The 14,245-nt window shown below is 62.1% G+C and carries 14 protein-coding genes; 9 read left to right on the forward strand and 5 right to left on the reverse strand.

Translation table 11 applies throughout. From position 1 onward, the window contains the following. Positions 1–68 precede the first annotated feature (68 nt). On the reverse strand, positions 69–413 hold the full coding sequence (locus AC1DLV_RS15230; RefSeq protein WP_476800753.1) for a DUF5330 domain-containing protein: 345 nt from the start codon (positions 411–413) through the stop codon (positions 69–71). Positions 414–866: 453 nt separating this feature from the next. Between AC1DLV_RS15230 and AC1DLV_RS15235 the strand changes: the two genes are divergently transcribed. The 3 genes from AC1DLV_RS15235 (at position 867) to AC1DLV_RS15245 (ending at position 3,853) form a co-directional block, all read left to right on the forward strand. Continuing rightward, positions 867–2,642, forward strand: a complete 1,776-nt coding sequence (locus AC1DLV_RS15235; protein ID WP_476800754.1) for a sensor histidine kinase — start codon at positions 867–869, stop codon at positions 2,640–2,642. After that, the gene (locus tag AC1DLV_RS15240) at positions 2,617–3,420 is read left to right on the forward strand and encodes a peptidoglycan-binding domain-containing protein (protein ID WP_476800755.1); all 804 of its coding nucleotides are present in this window, start codon (positions 2,617–2,619) and stop codon (positions 3,418–3,420) included. Before AC1DLV_RS15235 ends, AC1DLV_RS15240 begins: the two co-directional genes overlap by 26 nt. Before the next feature lie 85 nt (positions 3,421–3,505). After that, positions 3,506–3,853, forward strand: coding sequence for a DUF1491 family protein (locus AC1DLV_RS15245; RefSeq protein ID WP_476782531.1), 348 nt, complete (start codon positions 3,506–3,508; stop codon positions 3,851–3,853). Here the strand turns inward: AC1DLV_RS15245 and AC1DLV_RS15250 are convergent. From AC1DLV_RS15250 to AC1DLV_RS15265, 4 genes are all read right to left on the reverse strand, one after another. After that, positions 3,840–4,850, reverse strand: coding sequence for a DUF2336 domain-containing protein (locus AC1DLV_RS15250; protein WP_476800756.1), 1,011 nt, complete (start codon positions 4,848–4,850; stop codon positions 3,840–3,842). The two genes, AC1DLV_RS15245 and AC1DLV_RS15250, sit on opposite strands and share 14 nt — an antisense overlap. Before the next feature lie 642 nt (positions 4,851–5,492). Continuing rightward, entirely contained in the window at positions 5,493–6,035 is a 543-nt protein-coding gene (locus AC1DLV_RS15255) for a DUF1254 domain-containing protein (RefSeq protein WP_476800757.1), read from the reverse strand. After that, on the reverse strand, positions 6,028–6,612 hold the full coding sequence (locus tag AC1DLV_RS15260; protein WP_476800758.1) for a DUF1214 domain-containing protein: 585 nt from the start codon (positions 6,610–6,612) through the stop codon (positions 6,028–6,030). Before AC1DLV_RS15260 ends, AC1DLV_RS15255 begins: the two co-directional genes overlap by 8 nt. 112 nt (positions 6,613–6,724) lie before the next feature. Continuing rightward, a complete protein-coding gene (locus AC1DLV_RS15265; protein WP_476800759.1) occupies positions 6,725–8,881 on the reverse strand; it encodes a transglycosylase domain-containing protein in 2,157 nt (718 codons plus the stop codon). Between the two features lie 281 nt (positions 8,882–9,162). Between AC1DLV_RS15265 and AC1DLV_RS15270 the strand changes: the two genes are divergently transcribed. Genes AC1DLV_RS15270 through AC1DLV_RS15295 form a run of 6 tightly spaced genes read left to right on the forward strand, consistent with a single transcriptional unit; the run spans position 9,163 to position 14,233 of the window. Beyond that, positions 9,163–9,498: a hypothetical protein gene (locus AC1DLV_RS15270; protein ID WP_476800760.1), complete on the forward strand. Its 336-nt coding sequence runs from the start codon at positions 9,163–9,165 to the stop codon at positions 9,496–9,498. Beyond that, complete coding sequence (locus AC1DLV_RS15275; RefSeq protein WP_476800822.1) at positions 9,495–10,727, forward strand: DNA-packaging protein; 1,233 nt, start codon at positions 9,495–9,497, stop codon at positions 10,725–10,727. The genes AC1DLV_RS15270 and AC1DLV_RS15275 overlap by 4 nt, the downstream gene beginning before the upstream one ends. A 12-nt stretch (positions 10,728–10,739) precedes the next feature. Next, positions 10,740–11,915: a phage portal protein gene (locus AC1DLV_RS15280; protein ID WP_476800761.1), complete on the forward strand. Its 1,176-nt coding sequence runs from the start codon at positions 10,740–10,742 to the stop codon at positions 11,913–11,915. 29 nt (positions 11,916–11,944) lie between these two features. Continuing rightward, entirely contained in the window at positions 11,945–12,301 is a 357-nt protein-coding gene (locus AC1DLV_RS15285; protein ID WP_476800762.1) for a DUF6107 family protein, read from the forward strand. Next, complete coding sequence (locus tag AC1DLV_RS15290) at positions 12,294–12,980, forward strand: HK97 family phage prohead protease (protein ID WP_476800823.1); 687 nt, start codon at positions 12,294–12,296, stop codon at positions 12,978–12,980. The genes AC1DLV_RS15285 and AC1DLV_RS15290 overlap by 8 nt, the downstream gene beginning before the upstream one ends. Further along, positions 12,977–14,233 carry a phage major capsid protein gene (locus AC1DLV_RS15295; RefSeq protein ID WP_476800763.1) on the forward strand — a complete coding sequence of 419 codons (1,257 nt, stop codon included), beginning with the start codon at positions 12,977–12,979 and terminating at the stop codon, positions 14,231–14,233. Before AC1DLV_RS15290 ends, AC1DLV_RS15295 begins: the two co-directional genes overlap by 4 nt. Positions 14,234–14,245 lie beyond the last annotated feature (12 nt).

The raw sequence follows: 14,245 nt of genomic DNA on the forward strand, positions 1-14,245 counted from the left end.
CGAAAAAAGAAGAGTACCCGAGGTGAGGCGGGCGATTTGGCGGGCGATACGAATTGGCCAAATGGAGTTCAGTTTGCGGGAGCAGGGGCTTCGATGGCCGGCTCGTCGTCGGTTGCCGGCACGCTGCCTGTCTGGGTCGCGGTGTCGGGTTGTCCAAACTGCTGGTCGAGAGCCTCATAGGCAATACGGGCGCTTTCGCGTGCCCTGACACCGATGGTCTGCATTGCTGCCTTGCCCGTCTCGCAAACCTCGGGCTTGCGCTCGCAGATGCCGGCGATGTCACCGACGGCCTCGCGCGCGGCAAAGATCGCCTGCAGCGGGCTCACGCTGTTTTCGCCGTTAGGGCCGGTGCCGAGCGGCAGCAGCAGCAGGACGAGCGAGAACCAGAATGCGGTTCTGATGAGAAAGCCCATGAGATGCCTCTTGTGGTCTGGCGGGCCGGTTTGTCTCCAGCTGCCATGCAAGTTGTTGGGTCGACAATGGCATGAAGGAGCAAAGGAGCGCTTGCTGCGAAAGGTGGTATTTTGCGAAGGCTTTTCACCAAAGTTTAACGAACTGGCCCAGCTTGCGGGTGCGTTCGTGCAGGCAATCTCTCATGAGACTCGTAAGCAATTGATTTAAATTGCGAATTTGCACGAGGTCGGGTTGTTGGCAGATTCGTCGACCCCAAGTCGGCAAATAACCCTCCGTTTACCATGGCGACAACTGTTCTCGAATGTCGGCGTTGTGATCCCGATATTCGCCATGCGGCCGGGTTTCGGTCGCCCTGCTTTATTCCTTCATTAAAGGCTCGGTGCGAGTTTGGGGACAACCACAAAAGAGCCCGCAAGCGAGCCACGGAAGAGTGCGTAGCGTTGAGTTTTGTCATGACCAGATACGGTGAGTTTTCCGGTGCGGTGGCCGCCGGCTGCGACCGGTTGGTCCATCCGTCGATCGATGGCTCCGCACGATCGCTGCAACGCCGCCTTGTTGGCTTGTTGCTGGCAGCTCCCTTTCTCGTTGCCGGAGCGGGCGTGGTTCTGGTTTCGGCCAACCACGGCGCAGCATCCACCTTTGCCGTCATTTTCGCCGCCTTCAGCCTGAGCTGGCTTGCAGCGCTCTTGGTCGCCGCCACGGGCAAGGCCACTCAGATTGGCATGGCATCGCTGGTTGCCGGAATAGCCGCAATCGCCGCGATCATAGCTGTCGCTGGCGGGGTGACCTCGCCGGCTACGTTGCTGGTTGCCGCGCTGCCGCTCGAAGCGCTGTGGGTCTGGCGCACACGCAAGGCGGCAATGCTTGGCGCGGTCGCGGCCGTTGCCGCCCTGCTGTCACAAGGTTTTCTCGGCTCGATGCCATTTGCCGAAGGTGCTCAGGTGTCGGCTTGGCATTGGCTGCTGCCCGTTGCCTGGCTCGCAACCTTTGCAGTTCGCGCCGGTGCGTTTCTGGATCGTCATGTCGAGCACAATGTCGCTCCGACCAATGCGCTGGAAAGTGTGCTCAAGGCAGTTGTCTTGCGCGTTGCGCATAATGGCGACGTGACCGATGTCTCCGACCAGGCGCGGACCATGCTGCGGCTGCAGCCTGAGCTTTTGCTGGGCACCGCACTTTTCGACCGAATCCATGTTGCAGATCGTGTTGCCTATCTCTGTGCACTGGCCGACATGCGCGATGGCGCCGAGCTGCGTCAGGTCGAACTGCGCCTGCGCCTGCCGAGGCAGAACGAAAGCGACGCCGGCGACAATTTCCGGCCGTTTGCGCTCGAGATGATGAAGGGCGAAGGTCAATCGTTTGTTGCGATCGTCCGCGACAACGACACTGTGGCCGACCTGCGCGACGAACTGGCCAAGGCCGCTGATGCGGTGAAAAGCGCGGAGCTTGCCAAGAGCAATTTCCTCGCCGCTGTGAGCCACGAGCTGCGGACGCCGCTGAACGCCATCATCGGATTCTCCGACATGCTGCTGCACGAGATGTTCGGCGGCTTCCAGGAGCCGCGCCAGAAGGAATATGTCGGTATCGTCCGTGATTCCGGACAGCACCTGCTCGAAGTCGTGAACTCGATCCTCGATGTCACCAAGATTGAGTCTGGCTGCTATGCCATCAATCCGGAGCCGTTCAGGTTCCGCGAGGCCGTCGACATGTGCGCCTCGATGCTGGCGCTGCAGGCTGAGGCGAAAGCGCTCGACCTGGCTATCGAAGTGGCGGCCGGTACGGGCGAGGTCAAGGCCGACCGGCGCGCGGTGCAGCAGATCCTGATCAACCTGGTGTCCAATGCGCTGAAATTCACGCCCGAGGGCGGCAGGGTCGAGATCGGTGCCAAGCGGCTTGGCTCGCGCCTGCACTTCTGGGTATCGGATACCGGCATCGGCATCGCCCAGGAGGATTTGCCACGGTTGGGCACGCCCTTCATGCAGGTCCAGAACGACTACACCCGCCGCTTCGAAGGCACGGGCCTGGGGCTTTCGCTGGTCAAGGGACTGGTCGCATTGCACGACGGCACCATGTCGATCGAGAGCGCGCCGGGCGAGGGAACCACTGTTACCATCAGCCTGCCGATCGAAGGTCCGGCCTTCCGCCCCGAGCCGACGAAGGGCGAAGTGATGCGGCTGCCGGCGAGCAGGAACAAGGAGATGCGCAATGGCTCGCTCCGCAAAGCAAGCTAGGAAGCAGGTCGTCGTCGACGACCGCAGCCCCCTGCAAGAGGGTGCCCTGGCGCTTGGCGGACTGATTGCGCGCAATCCTATTCTTGTCGGCGGCTCGACTGCCTTTTTGGTGGCGCTGTTTTACGTCTCGGCGAATGCGTTGTGGTACCAGCCTTATGCTCATAAGGGCGCATTCTTCTCGACCCGCGAGGCGGTCGAATTCCCCGATATGAAAGAGAATGCGCCAGAGACCACGATCAAGATCGAGCGACCTCAGGCTGAAGTTGTTCGGCCGCAGGGCGATCCGAGGATCGAACAGGTCCAGAGCATCTTGAAAGACCTGGCTTTTTACGACGGCACGGTTGACGGGCTCAACGGGCCTGCCACGCGCATCGCCATCCAGGCATATCAAAAGAAGGTCGGCCTGGCCGCTACCGGCGAGATCGATCCTTCGCTGCTCGAACAACTCGGCGCTGCTGATACGACCGCGGGCATAGCTCCCAAGCCGACACCACGCGTGCAGGCGACCCCAGCTCCTACGCCGGCGCCGCGTGTCGAAGCGGCTCCGCTACCCGCTCGTACCGAACCGACTGATGAGGCAGGCGTCAGCGCCCGGATCATGAAGATCCAGGCTGGGCTGAAGGCCTTCGGCAATGACGGCATCGAGATCGATGGTGTTCCTGGCGGCAGAACCAAGGCGGCAATCCGCGAGTTCCAGTCCTTGTTCGGCCTGCCGCAAACAGGCGAGCCCGACCCGGCGGTCTACGTCAAGATGCGTGAGATTGGCCTGACCAACTGACGGAAAGGTCCGGGCCGAATGGCCTGTGCGTCTGGCCCGCAGGCCGCTATAGAGGCCGGATCGAGTTTGCGATTGGGCCGGACAGATGCGCTTAACCACGGATTTTTGGGTATCGGCCCTTTTGCGGCGAGTCTTCGGCGAAGGGGGCTTTGGCGCCATTCTCAACCGGGGCGCGCTGGAGGCCGGCGCGGTCTTCATCTTGACCCGAGATCGTTTTGGCCGCTCGAACCTTTATGGGCCGGCACCCCAGACGAGCTACGACATGGCGCGGCCAGACGAACGCCAGTTCTCCCTGCTTGAAAGCGATGATGACGGCACCGCAATCGACAAGCGGCTTGAGCGCGAACGTCGGTTCGACCCTGATATCTGGGTGGTGGAGATCGAACCTGGCAAGACCGAGATCAAGGATCTGGTTTCGCTTACGACGCCCTGAGTTCGCCTTTTGACCCGACAGTCCTTGGCATTGGCTGAAGCCGTTCCGCGTTGCTGCGGATACGTGCGCCGACAGAGGCAGCCTTCCAGTCGCGTACGCGATCAAGCGCTACATCGCGATGCAGCAGGCGGTAGCGTTCAAGAAACAGCCTGATGGCCTCGGCATGGGCAAACTGGCTAGGGAAGGTCGTGGCGGCGAGCAGGAATGCCTGTTCTTCCGGCAAATCGAGCGTCTTGAGCGCGTCGATGAGTGAGGAGTAGCCTGACTTTTCAGTGATCGAACGGGCCGTCTGGAAATCGATTTCCAGGGCATCCGCAAGGGCTGTCTGGAAGAACGCGCTATTGCCTGTAAGGGCGGTTGTCTTGAGCTTGTCGTAGGCGCTTGCGTGGGGCAATCCTTCGCTCGATCCGGACTGATGCGGGTAATTGGGCGCCATCATCGAGCGCAGCCGGCGGCGGACATTTTCGGCGAGTTGGCCGGGAACGGGGGCGCCGGACATATCTGGTGCCGGGGTGAGGGTCGTGCTGCTTTCGGCAGTTGCCGGCATCTGTTCCTGCGCGGTGGTTTCGGGGTGAACCAGGCGCGGGCGTTCGAGCACCCTGATCAGGTCGGCGATGGTCGTGTTGAGATTCGGGCGCCGTGCGATCGCGCGCGCGTGCGGCAGGCCGTGGCGCCCGATCAGCGCAATGAGCGCAACATCGGACAAAACGGGCGAACGGATCAGCAGCGGTGCGGCGATATCGACGCTCTGGTCGCAAAGGCGGCGGACCAGGCCAGGCGGCGCATATTCGCTCTCGGAAAGGGCAGCCGCGACAAACCGGCGGGCTTCCACCGACACCTTGTCGAAAAGCGGCAGCGTCAGGTCTTCAAGTTGTGCGATTTCGCGGCGTGAGGGGCGGGGCAGGGCGCAAAACGCAGAGACCGCCGCCCGGAACAGCCGTTCGGGCTTTCCGGTTTCGCGTCCGATGGCGATTTGCCTGAAGTCCGATGCTGACACGAACGGTTACGCCTGACACAATTCGACACTGTCTCGGAAGCGGTCGGGCACTGCTGTGTCCGTCCTGAATGTCCCGAAGATGAAGATAAACTTAGCGCTGATTTGTTAGCGGACTGTTAACTTTGCCGTTAAGAAATACGTTTATTAACAAAAGGTTACGGCGCTTCCCTCTGTCTCGCCCTTGGTCCGTTGGGAGCCCAGGGCCAGGTTAGATAGAATCATCCAGAAGAATTTTGTAGTTGAGACCGATATTGGCGAAACGCTCACGGAGCTTTCACGTAGCCTGTTTAAGAAAGCGAGTGTCAAGCGCATTGCACGGGAATTGATTCAAAGGCATGGCAGTAACGGACTGTTAACTCTCTGCTGGCCTTATCGGTTTTGGAGGCGTTGCGTGCTTACTCCGGTTGAACCGAGAGGGAATCGCCAACATGGGCAGCATAGTGTCATTCATGCCGCGTCGTGCGGCTATCCACCGGTCCCCAAGTGCTCCGGACACGTCGGCATCAATTATCATCTTCCCAGGCGTGCGCTACGAGCGCATGTCGGGTACGGCTTCGGCATCTGGCGGTCGCACGCAACGCAGTGACGTGCCTCGTCGGAAGGATCCGCTGCCGCGACACTAGCGCCGAGGATACTTGCGCCTTACTGAATTTCGCAGTTGATGCCGTCGAGGAAGCGCGAGACGATCGGACTCCAGCTGTCGTCGGGAACAAAGACGCGGACGACGACGATACCTTCGTCGATCGGCGTTTCCACGAAGATCGATTTTTCGAACTCCGGCGGCAATTCCTTGCGCAAGTCGATCATCTGCGCTGGGGTAAGCACGACGAAATCGAGGCTTCGGTCGGTCGCGGTGCGGTCGTTGAAGCTGTAGATGTTTTGGCCACTACGGTCATAGACCGAGGCTGACCAGTAGGGAACCTTGCCGGCATTATCGATGCGCACGACGCCTTCGGTGAGATCGAAGCGGCAAGCGGCTTCGTAGAAAGACGGGTCGAGTGACTTCACCACTGGCGCGCCGCCGACATCCTGGTCGAGGCGGACGACCTTGTTGGGACCTGCAACCATCGCAAGGCGCGACCACGCATCACGCTCGGAAAAGCTGGGCACGAGCAGCAGAATGACGATGTGGGCGATGCCTGCGCCGATCAGTCCGATTGCCAGTGCGTGAAACAGTCTACGCATTGCACTGGACCCTGACGATGCGCGGCATTTCAATGCCGGACAGGCCGGTGCTGCTGGCGATGGGGGTATCGTAAAGCGTCAGCACCAAGTTCATGGCGCCGACGCCGTTAACCGCGAGCCAATTGCCTGGCTCGGGCCGTTTGCCGACCGAAATCGCGATGGAATTGTCAGGCTGACGCAGAACCTCCAGCGAATGCAACGCCGAGTCGCGGCGCATCCCCGATTTGAGCGGCGTGTGGGTCCTGTCGGTGGCGTAGAGCGTCCAGAACCGTGCTACCGGCAGAGATCCTTCGACACGATAATTGCATTCACTCTTCAATGTGACGCCGCTGGAGTCGCGATCTGCGACAAAACTGAGACCTTCCGCACGGCCAAGCGCGAGAACGCCGTCCCGTGCCACCCGCGCCTTGGAGTAGGGATCGGCGTCCGGCGTGCCAATGTCGGGAAAGGCGGTCCAGGGACCGACCGATACGGCGCCGATGCCCTCTTGCGAATTGAGCACCATGCCAACGCTTGCAGCACCACCGCCGACCGCGACGGCAAGGGCGAGAGCTATCAGGAGCGATTGTTTCAGCATGAGCCGCCGCAGAATGGAGTTGGCGGAGGAATATCCCGCCATGTGGCCGGAAGGCAAGAAGGGAACGGCTGCAACCGGTGCGGGCCTCGTTGCTGGCAGGCTGTTCGCAACGTCACAGCGCCGAAAGCGTTTCGGGCTCGGGTGGCGGCTCGATGGCGGGCGCGTTGTGGAAGAAATCCGCGATTTCGCGCAGTGCGCGCGTGGTCGTGCTCGATAAGACAGGAGGACGATCGGATGTATCGGCCACCGCCGGCTGCCCTTCGTTCTTTTCGGCCTCCTTGGCCTTGGCGATTGCGGCCGGGTCGACGAACGGGTTCTTGATGCCTGGAATGGGCTTCAGGTCGATGTTTTGGTGGGCATAGACCATGAAACGCTGCCAGATCATCGCCGGTAGCGAACCGCCTGTCATCTTGTTGGTTGGCGAGAAGTCGTCGTTTCCAAGCCAGACTGCGGCCGTGTAGTTGCCGGTGTAGCCGATGTACCAGGCGTCGCGGTAGGATTGGGTGGTGCCGGTCTTGCCGGCGGAGCGGATGTTGGGGAGGGCAGCCTTGCGTGCGGTGCCGACCTCGGGAATCTGCACCATGATCGAGTTCATCGACACGACTGCCTGCTCGGACAGCACGCGGTGCGGCGGCGGCGCGTCCTTGCTGTAGTCGTAGACGAGCTGGCCCGAATGGGTGACGAGCTGGGTGATGCCGTGGCGTGTTCCGACCATGCCGTCTTGCGCCAGCACGCTGTAGCCGGTTGCCTGGTCCATGACGGTCAGGCCCGACGTGCCGAGCACCATGGTCTTGTGGGCGCTGACAGGAGATTCGACGCCCATCGCCTCGGTCATCGCCTTGATTGGTGGAATGGACAGGTGATCCTTGGCGAGCCGCACCGGCACGGTGTTGATCGACTTGACCAGTGCGGTCGTCAGCGTCATGCGGCCGGAATAGCCGCGCGTGTAGTTTTTCGGCGACCAGGTGCCCCAGCTGATCGGACCGTCGGAAATGATCGAATCCGGCGTGAATCCGTTTTCCATGGCGGTTGCGTAGACATAAGGCTTGAACGACGAGCCGGTCTGGCGCTGTGCCCTGGTGGCACGGTTGAACTGGCTTGCGCCGTAGTCGCGGCCGCCGACAATGGCGCGAACCGCGCCATTGGTCTCGATGACGACGACCGCGCCCTCGGTGACGTGATATTCCTTGCCGAACTGGCGCAGATGGAACTCGACCGACTCCTCGGCTGCCTTCTGGATGTTCATGTCGATCGTCGTGCGGGCGACCAGCGAGTGGATGCCTGACTTCGCGGCGATCTTCTTGACCTCGTCGAAAGCCCAATCGAGGAAATAGTCGGGGCTCTTGCGGTCGCCGCGATCAACGATGTCGGCGGGGTGCAGCCGCGCTGACAGGACCTGGCCTTCCGTCATGAAACCCGCCTGGACAAGGTTGCTGAGCACGACGTTTGCACGAGCGCGAGCGGCAGGCAGGTTGATGTGAGGGGCGTATTTGGTCGGCGCCTTGAACAATCCGGCGAGCATCGCCGCCTCAGCGAGGTTAAGATCCTTGACCTGCTTGCCGAAGTAGAAATCGGCCGCAGCAGCGATGCCGAATGTGCCGCCGCCCATATAGGCGCGGTCGAGATAGAGCTGCAGGATTTCCTTCTTGGACAGGTTCGATTCGAGCCAGAGCGACAGGAACGCTTCCTTGACCTTGCGTTCGACGGTGCGCTCATTGGTGAGGAACAGGTTCTTGGCGAGCTGCTGGGTGATGCTCGAGCCACCCTGGACGACGGAATTGGCGCGCATGTTTTCCGACATGGCGCGGATCAGGCCGAAGAAATCGATGCCGTAGTGCTCGAAGAAGCGGCGGTCTTCGGTTGCCAGAACCGCCTTGATGAGGTGGTCGGGCATTTCGTCGACAGGCACCGAGTCACGCTGGATGATGCCGCGCTGGCCGATCTCGTTGCCGTAACGATCAAGGAAGGTGACGGCGAAGTCGTCCTGGTTGCGCCAATTGCCGGTGGTCTCCTGGAAGGCCGGCATGGCGAGTGCGAGCATGACCACCGAGCCGCCGGCTGCCATGGTGAATGACTCGCTCAACACCTCGATGACGCCGCGGCGCCAGCCTTTGACGCGGAAACGGCGGAAAAAGATCGTGGCGCTTTCCCAGAACTGCTGCGCCCTGAAACGCATTTCGTAGAGCGTGGAATCGAGCCATGCGTCGACGGCCAGCAGGCCAGCCGCGATACGGCCTCTCTTCTTGCGTGGTTCGGTGGGATTTTCCATTCGAGACGAGCCCGGAGCGTGCTGCAGCTTATACCAAAATACTTTTGCTGGCGAATTCAGGGCGCGCGTCCCTCGGCCCATGCCTGACTTGTCACCGATTTTTGCCGGCACGACAAGAGGCAGTTGGACACAGCTGGGGGATTACGAAAAATGCACCGATATAGGAATATATTCTTGACAGCGTGACGGTGCTTTGGTAGTGTCTGGCTATCGTCAAAGAAGTGTAGCCAAACCGGCTGCACCGACAGGCAGTTTCCCAAAACATTGCTATGGAGGTTTCGTTGGTCGCGAAAGCGGACGAGCGATGGCTGGCACTGCGCGCGCTGTTTGAAGGTGCGGCGGTCGATGCCGAGCTGCTATCGGCAGCGAGTGGTTATGCGGTGTCTTCGATCGACAGACGCATCCTGCGGGATGGCTGGGCGAGCCCGATTGCGGGCGATTTCGACGATCGGCTGGCGCGGCTGGCCGATTCCCTTGTCGGGCAGGTCGAGACGCTTCGGCTGGAAAACGAAGGCGGTCTCGACAAGGCCCAGGTCGACATGGTCGGCTCGATCGTCAGGACGGTCGAAAAGATCAGCGAACTGATGCGGGGGGGCGACGCAGCCAAGGTGAGCTGATCGCCAAGGAGTGGTTTTGGTCAGCCCGTATCGCTCAATATTTGCTTGATGCAGAGCCAGCGACATGGCTGGTGGTCGGCGGACGCGGTGCGGGCAAGACGCGGCTGGGCGCAGAATGGGTCAACTCCATGGTGCGAGGGCTTTCGCCCTTTGCCAGTCGCCCGCATTCTCCAATTGCGCTGGTCGGCGAGACTTTGGCCGATGTGCGCGAGGTGATGATTGAAGGGCCGTCCGGGATCGCAACGATTTCGCGTCACGACAGGCCACGTTTCGAACCGAGCCGCAAAAGGCTGGTCTGGGACAGTGGCGCCGTAGCGCAGATATTTTCCTCCGAAGACCCCGACAGCCTGCGTGGGCCGCAATTTCAGGCTGCGTGGTGCGATGAGCTGGCGAAGTGGAAACATGCGGAAGCTTGTTTCGACATGTTGCAGTTCGGCCTCAGGCTTGGCGATAGGCCAAGGCAGATCATCACCACGACGCCAAGGCCTGTACCTCTGCTGAAGCGGCTGCTTGTGGACCCAGAGGTTGTCGTGACCCGCATGCGGTCGGACGAAAACCGCGCAAACCTTGCGCCCGGTTTTCTCACCGCGATCCGCAGCCGTTATGGTGGCAGCGTCCTGGGCCGACAGGAGCTGGACGGCGAATTGATCGAGGATCGCGACGATGCCTTGTGGTCGCGCGATATGCTCGAGGCGGCCTTGGTCGCAGACGCGGGCGACTTGCGCCGTGTCGTGGTGGCAGTCGATCCACCGGCGAGTTCGCGGAAAACTTCTGATGCCTGCGGCATTGTTGCGGTCGGACTGGATGGAGCGGGCCGGGCGGTGGTCCTTGCCGATGCTACGGTCCAGGCGGCGAAACCGCAGGACTGGGCAGGCACGGCGGTGAGGCTGTTTCACCGCCTGGAAGCCGACTGCATTGTTGCAGAGACCAATCAGGGGGGCGAGATGGTGACGGCGGTGATCCGCACTGTCGATCCGGCGGTGCCGGTGAAAGCGGTACGGGCGCGGCGGTCGAAATGGCTGCGCGCCGAGCCAATTGCCGCACTTTATGCGCAAGGCAAGGTTCGGCATGCCCGGCGCTTTTCGGCGCTCGAAGACGAGATGTGCGACTTTGGCCCGAACGGGCTGTCGAACGGCCGTTCTCCCGATCGCGTAGATGCGTTGGTCTGGGCAATCGGCGAACTGATGCCGGACTGGTCGACCGAACCGCGAATCCGCGATTTTCTCTGAACAGGAAACGATATGGCTTTGAACTGGCCTTGGTCCTGGCGGACTGGGAAGGGTAGTGCTGTGCCTGAACGCAAGAGTGGCGGGCCGACTGGCTTTGTCGCCATCCATGCGCAGGGCGAAGCGCGCTGGACGCGGCGCGATTATGCCGGGCTTGCGCGCGAAGGTTTCATGCGCAATCCGATCGTGCATCGCTCGGTGCGGCTGATCTCGGAGACAGCGTCGGCCATTCCCTGGCTGCTCTATGAGGGCGCCAGCGAGCTGGACGATCACGCCTTGCTGAAGCTGTTCGAGCGCCCAAATGAGCGGCAGGCTGGCGGAAGCTTCATGGAAGCGCTCTACGGCCACCTGCTGCTGTCAGGAAATGCCTATGTCGAGCTGGTCGAAGCGGGTGGCGGCGCGCGCGAGTTGCACCTGCTGCGGCCCGACAGGGTCGCCGTGGCAAGCGATGCCAGCGGTTGGCCGACGGCGCTGGAGCATCGCGAGGGCAGTGCGCGACGGCGCATCAGTCTCGGCCTGAGCGAACAGGGTGGGGCGGCACATCTCACCTTGTTTCACCCGCTCGACGATCACTACGGCTTTCCGCCGCTTGAAGCGGCCTTGATCGCGCTCGACACGCATAATGCGGCGGGGCGCTGGAACAAGGCGCTGCTCGACAATTCGGCGCGACCTTCCGGAGCCCTGGTTTATGCGCCCAAGGATGGCGGCAATCTGAGCGACGAGCAGTTCGACCGGCTGAAGGCCGAGTTGGAAGAAGGCTATTCGGGTACGACCCGCGCCGGGCGCCCGCTGTTGCTTGAAGGCGGGCTCGACTGGAAGGCCATGGGGCTGACGCCCAAGGACATGGACTTCATCGAGGCCAAGCATTCGGCCAGCCGCGACATAGCACTCGCCTTCGGCGTGCCGCCGATGCTGCTCGGTATTCCTGGCGACAATACCTACGCGAACTATCAGGAGGCCAATCGGGCCTTCTATCGCCTGACCGTGCTGCCGCTGGTGGCTCGGACGGCAAAGGAACTCTCAGCCTGGCTGGCGCCGGCTTTCGGTGAAGGCTTGAGGCTTTGGTACGATGCCGATCAGGTCGAGGGGCTTGCCGGCGAGCGCGACGCGCTGTGGACCCGGCTCGAAGCGGCCAGCTTCCTGAGCGAAGACGAAAAGCGCGAGGCCGTGGGCTACCCGCCGCGCGGCTGAACAATCCCAAAATAGAGGACCGAGGAGCCATGACGTACATGTCCGACCCCGGCTGGCTGTGGCTGGCCAAGGGCGCGGGTGCGATTGCCGGCTCGGCGATCTCGCTCGCCTACATCCTGCCGCAAGGGCGGCGCGAGGCCGCGGTGCGCTTCTCAGTGGGCGTGGTTTGCGGGCTGGTCTTTGGTGGCACTGTCGGCCTGAAGATCGCGGCTGAGCTCGGCATCGAAGAGCTGATCAGCCCGACCGAGATGACGATGATGGGGGCTGCGGCGGCTAGCCTCTGCGCCTGGTGGGCGCTCGGCTTCGTCATGCGCGCCTTTGAAGGCAACCGCATCGGCCGCTGGATCGACCAAAGACGCAAGAGGAGTGGCGCTCATGATGCATGAGGCAGCGACGCGGAATGGCGAACGGAAATTCGTCGACCTGGTGCTCGACGAGGTTGCGGTCGACGGCACTTTTTCAGGTTATGCCAGCCTGTTTGGGCGGATTGATCTCGGCAAGGATGTGGTTGAGCGCGGAGCGTTTGCCAAATCGCTGCGGACACGCGGTGCTGCTGGCATCCGCATGCTGTTTCAGCACGACCCCAACCAGCCGATCGGCACCTGGACGGAATTGAAGGAGGACGCACGCGGCCTGTTCGTGCGCGGCAGGTTGGCCAAGGACGTTGCCCGCGCCCGTGACGTGCACAATCTCTTGCGTGGCGGCGCGCTCGACGGCCTTTCGATTGGTTTCCGCGCCGTGAAAGCACGCAAGGAGCAGGCAAGCGGGGTGCGCCATATCCTCGAGGCCGATCTCTGGGAAATCTCGATCGTTACCTTTCCGATGCTGCCCGAGGCGCGCATCGACACGGTCAAGGGGCGCGGCCGACTGCCGACAACCAGACAATTCGAAGGTTGGCTCACGCGGGACGCGGGGCTGACCAGGAGCGACGCCAGGGCGGTCATCGCCGAAGGTTTCGCCAGCCTCGTGCGCAAGCGGGACGCCGCATGGGGATCAGAGAGCGGCCTTGCCGAACGTATCAGGCAGGCCACGCGCATGATCAAGCAAAAAGGAAGCAGCGTATGAATGAGACCAACGCGCCGCGCGCCCCCGAAATCAAGGGAGCGGCTGGCGACACACTCGACCTGAAGGATGCCTTCGGCGAGTTCATGACCACCTTCGAGGCCTTCAAGGACAGCAATGACGAACGCCTGGCGCAGCTGGAAGGCAAGCTGGGCGCCGATGTGGTGACCTCCGACAAGGTCGACCGCATTTCGCGCGCGCTCGACGAGCAGAAACGCACGCTCGACGGCCTGTCGTTGAAGCGGCTGCGGCCAGCCCTTGGACGCGACGGCCGTTCGATGCCGAGCGAACACAAGGACGCTTTCGAGGCCTATATGCGCAGCGGCGATGACCGGCAACTGCGCTCGCTCGACACCAAGGCGATGTCGTATGGCTCCGGCCAGGACGGTGGCTATCTGGTGCCGAACGAGACGGAAACCGAAATCGGGCGTCGGTTGTCGACCTTGTCGCCGCTGCGTTCGATCGCTTCGGTCAGGCAGGTTTCGGCTGCCGTGCTGAAAAAGCCGTTCACTGTCACTGGTCCGGCGGTCGGATGGGTGGCGGAGACGGCGACGCGACCGCAGACGGCGACGCCTGTTCTGGCGGAGCTGCAGTTTCCGACGATGGAACTCTACGCCATGCCGGCGGCCACGGCCTCGCTGCTTGAAGACAGTGTCGTCGATCTCGACCAGTGGATCGCCTCAGAGGTCGAGACGGCCTTCGCCGAGCAGGAAGGCACAGCCTTCGTCAATGGCAACGGCGTCAACAAGCCAAAGGGTTTCCTCGACTACAACAAGGTGGCCGAGGCGAGCTGGGCCTGGGGCGACATCGGCTATGTGGTAACTGGCGTATCGGGCGCGCTGCCGGCATCGAGCCCCTCCGACATCCTGATCGACACCGTCTACACGGTGAAGGCAGGCTACCGACAAAATTCCAACTGGGTGATGAACCGCAAGACCCAGGCATCGATCCGCAAGCTCAAGGATGCCGACGGCAACTACCTCTGGCAGCCACCTTCGGCACCTGGCCAGCGTGCGATGTTGATGGGGTTCCCCCTAGTCGAGGCCGAGGACATGCCTGATGCGGCACCCAACGCGACCCCGATCGCGTTTGGCGATTTCGGCCGCGGCTATCTCGTCGTCGACCGAACTGGCGTGCGGGTGCTGCGCGATCCCTATTCCGCCAAGCCCTACGTGCTTTTCTACACAACCAAGCGCGTCGGCGGCGGTGTCCAGGACTTCAGCGCGATCAAGCTGCTCAAATACGGCACCGCGTAAGCCGGCGTGAAC

It is taken from the genome of Aminobacter sp. 01T433 (assembly GCF_056398585.1).

Excerpts from the sequence above, each read along its gene's own strand:
- AC1DLV_RS15280 (WP_476800761.1), top strand. The coding sequence starts at position 10,740 with ATGGCTTTGAACTGGCCTTGGTCCTGGCGGACTGGGAAGGGTAGTGCT.
- AC1DLV_RS15235 (WP_476800754.1), top strand. The coding sequence starts at position 867 with ATGACCAGATACGGTGAGTTTTCCGGTGCGGTGGCCGCCGGCTGCGAC.
- AC1DLV_RS15255 (WP_476800757.1), bottom strand. The coding sequence starts at position 6,035 with ATGCGTAGACTGTTTCACGCACTGGCAATCGGACTGATCGGCGCAGGC.
- AC1DLV_RS15245 (WP_476782531.1), top strand. The coding sequence starts at position 3,506 with ATGCGCTTAACCACGGATTTTTGGGTATCGGCCCTTTTGCGGCGAGTC.
- AC1DLV_RS15285 (WP_476800762.1), top strand. The coding sequence starts at position 11,945 with ATGACGTACATGTCCGACCCCGGCTGGCTGTGGCTGGCCAAGGGCGCG.
- AC1DLV_RS15290 (WP_476800823.1), top strand. The coding sequence starts at position 12,294 with ATGCATGAGGCAGCGACGCGGAATGGCGAACGGAAATTCGTCGACCTG.
- AC1DLV_RS15230 (WP_476800753.1), bottom strand. The coding sequence starts at position 413 with ATGGGCTTTCTCATCAGAACCGCATTCTGGTTCTCGCTCGTCCTGCTG.
- AC1DLV_RS15260 (WP_476800758.1), bottom strand. The coding sequence starts at position 6,612 with ATGCTGAAACAATCGCTCCTGATAGCTCTCGCCCTTGCCGTCGCGGTC.
- AC1DLV_RS15265 (WP_476800759.1), bottom strand. The coding sequence starts at position 8,881 with ATGGAAAATCCCACCGAACCACGCAAGAAGAGAGGCCGTATCGCGGCT.
- AC1DLV_RS15240 (WP_476800755.1), top strand. The coding sequence starts at position 2,617 with ATGGCTCGCTCCGCAAAGCAAGCTAGGAAGCAGGTCGTCGTCGACGAC.
- AC1DLV_RS15295 (WP_476800763.1), top strand. The coding sequence starts at position 12,977 with ATGAATGAGACCAACGCGCCGCGCGCCCCCGAAATCAAGGGAGCGGCT.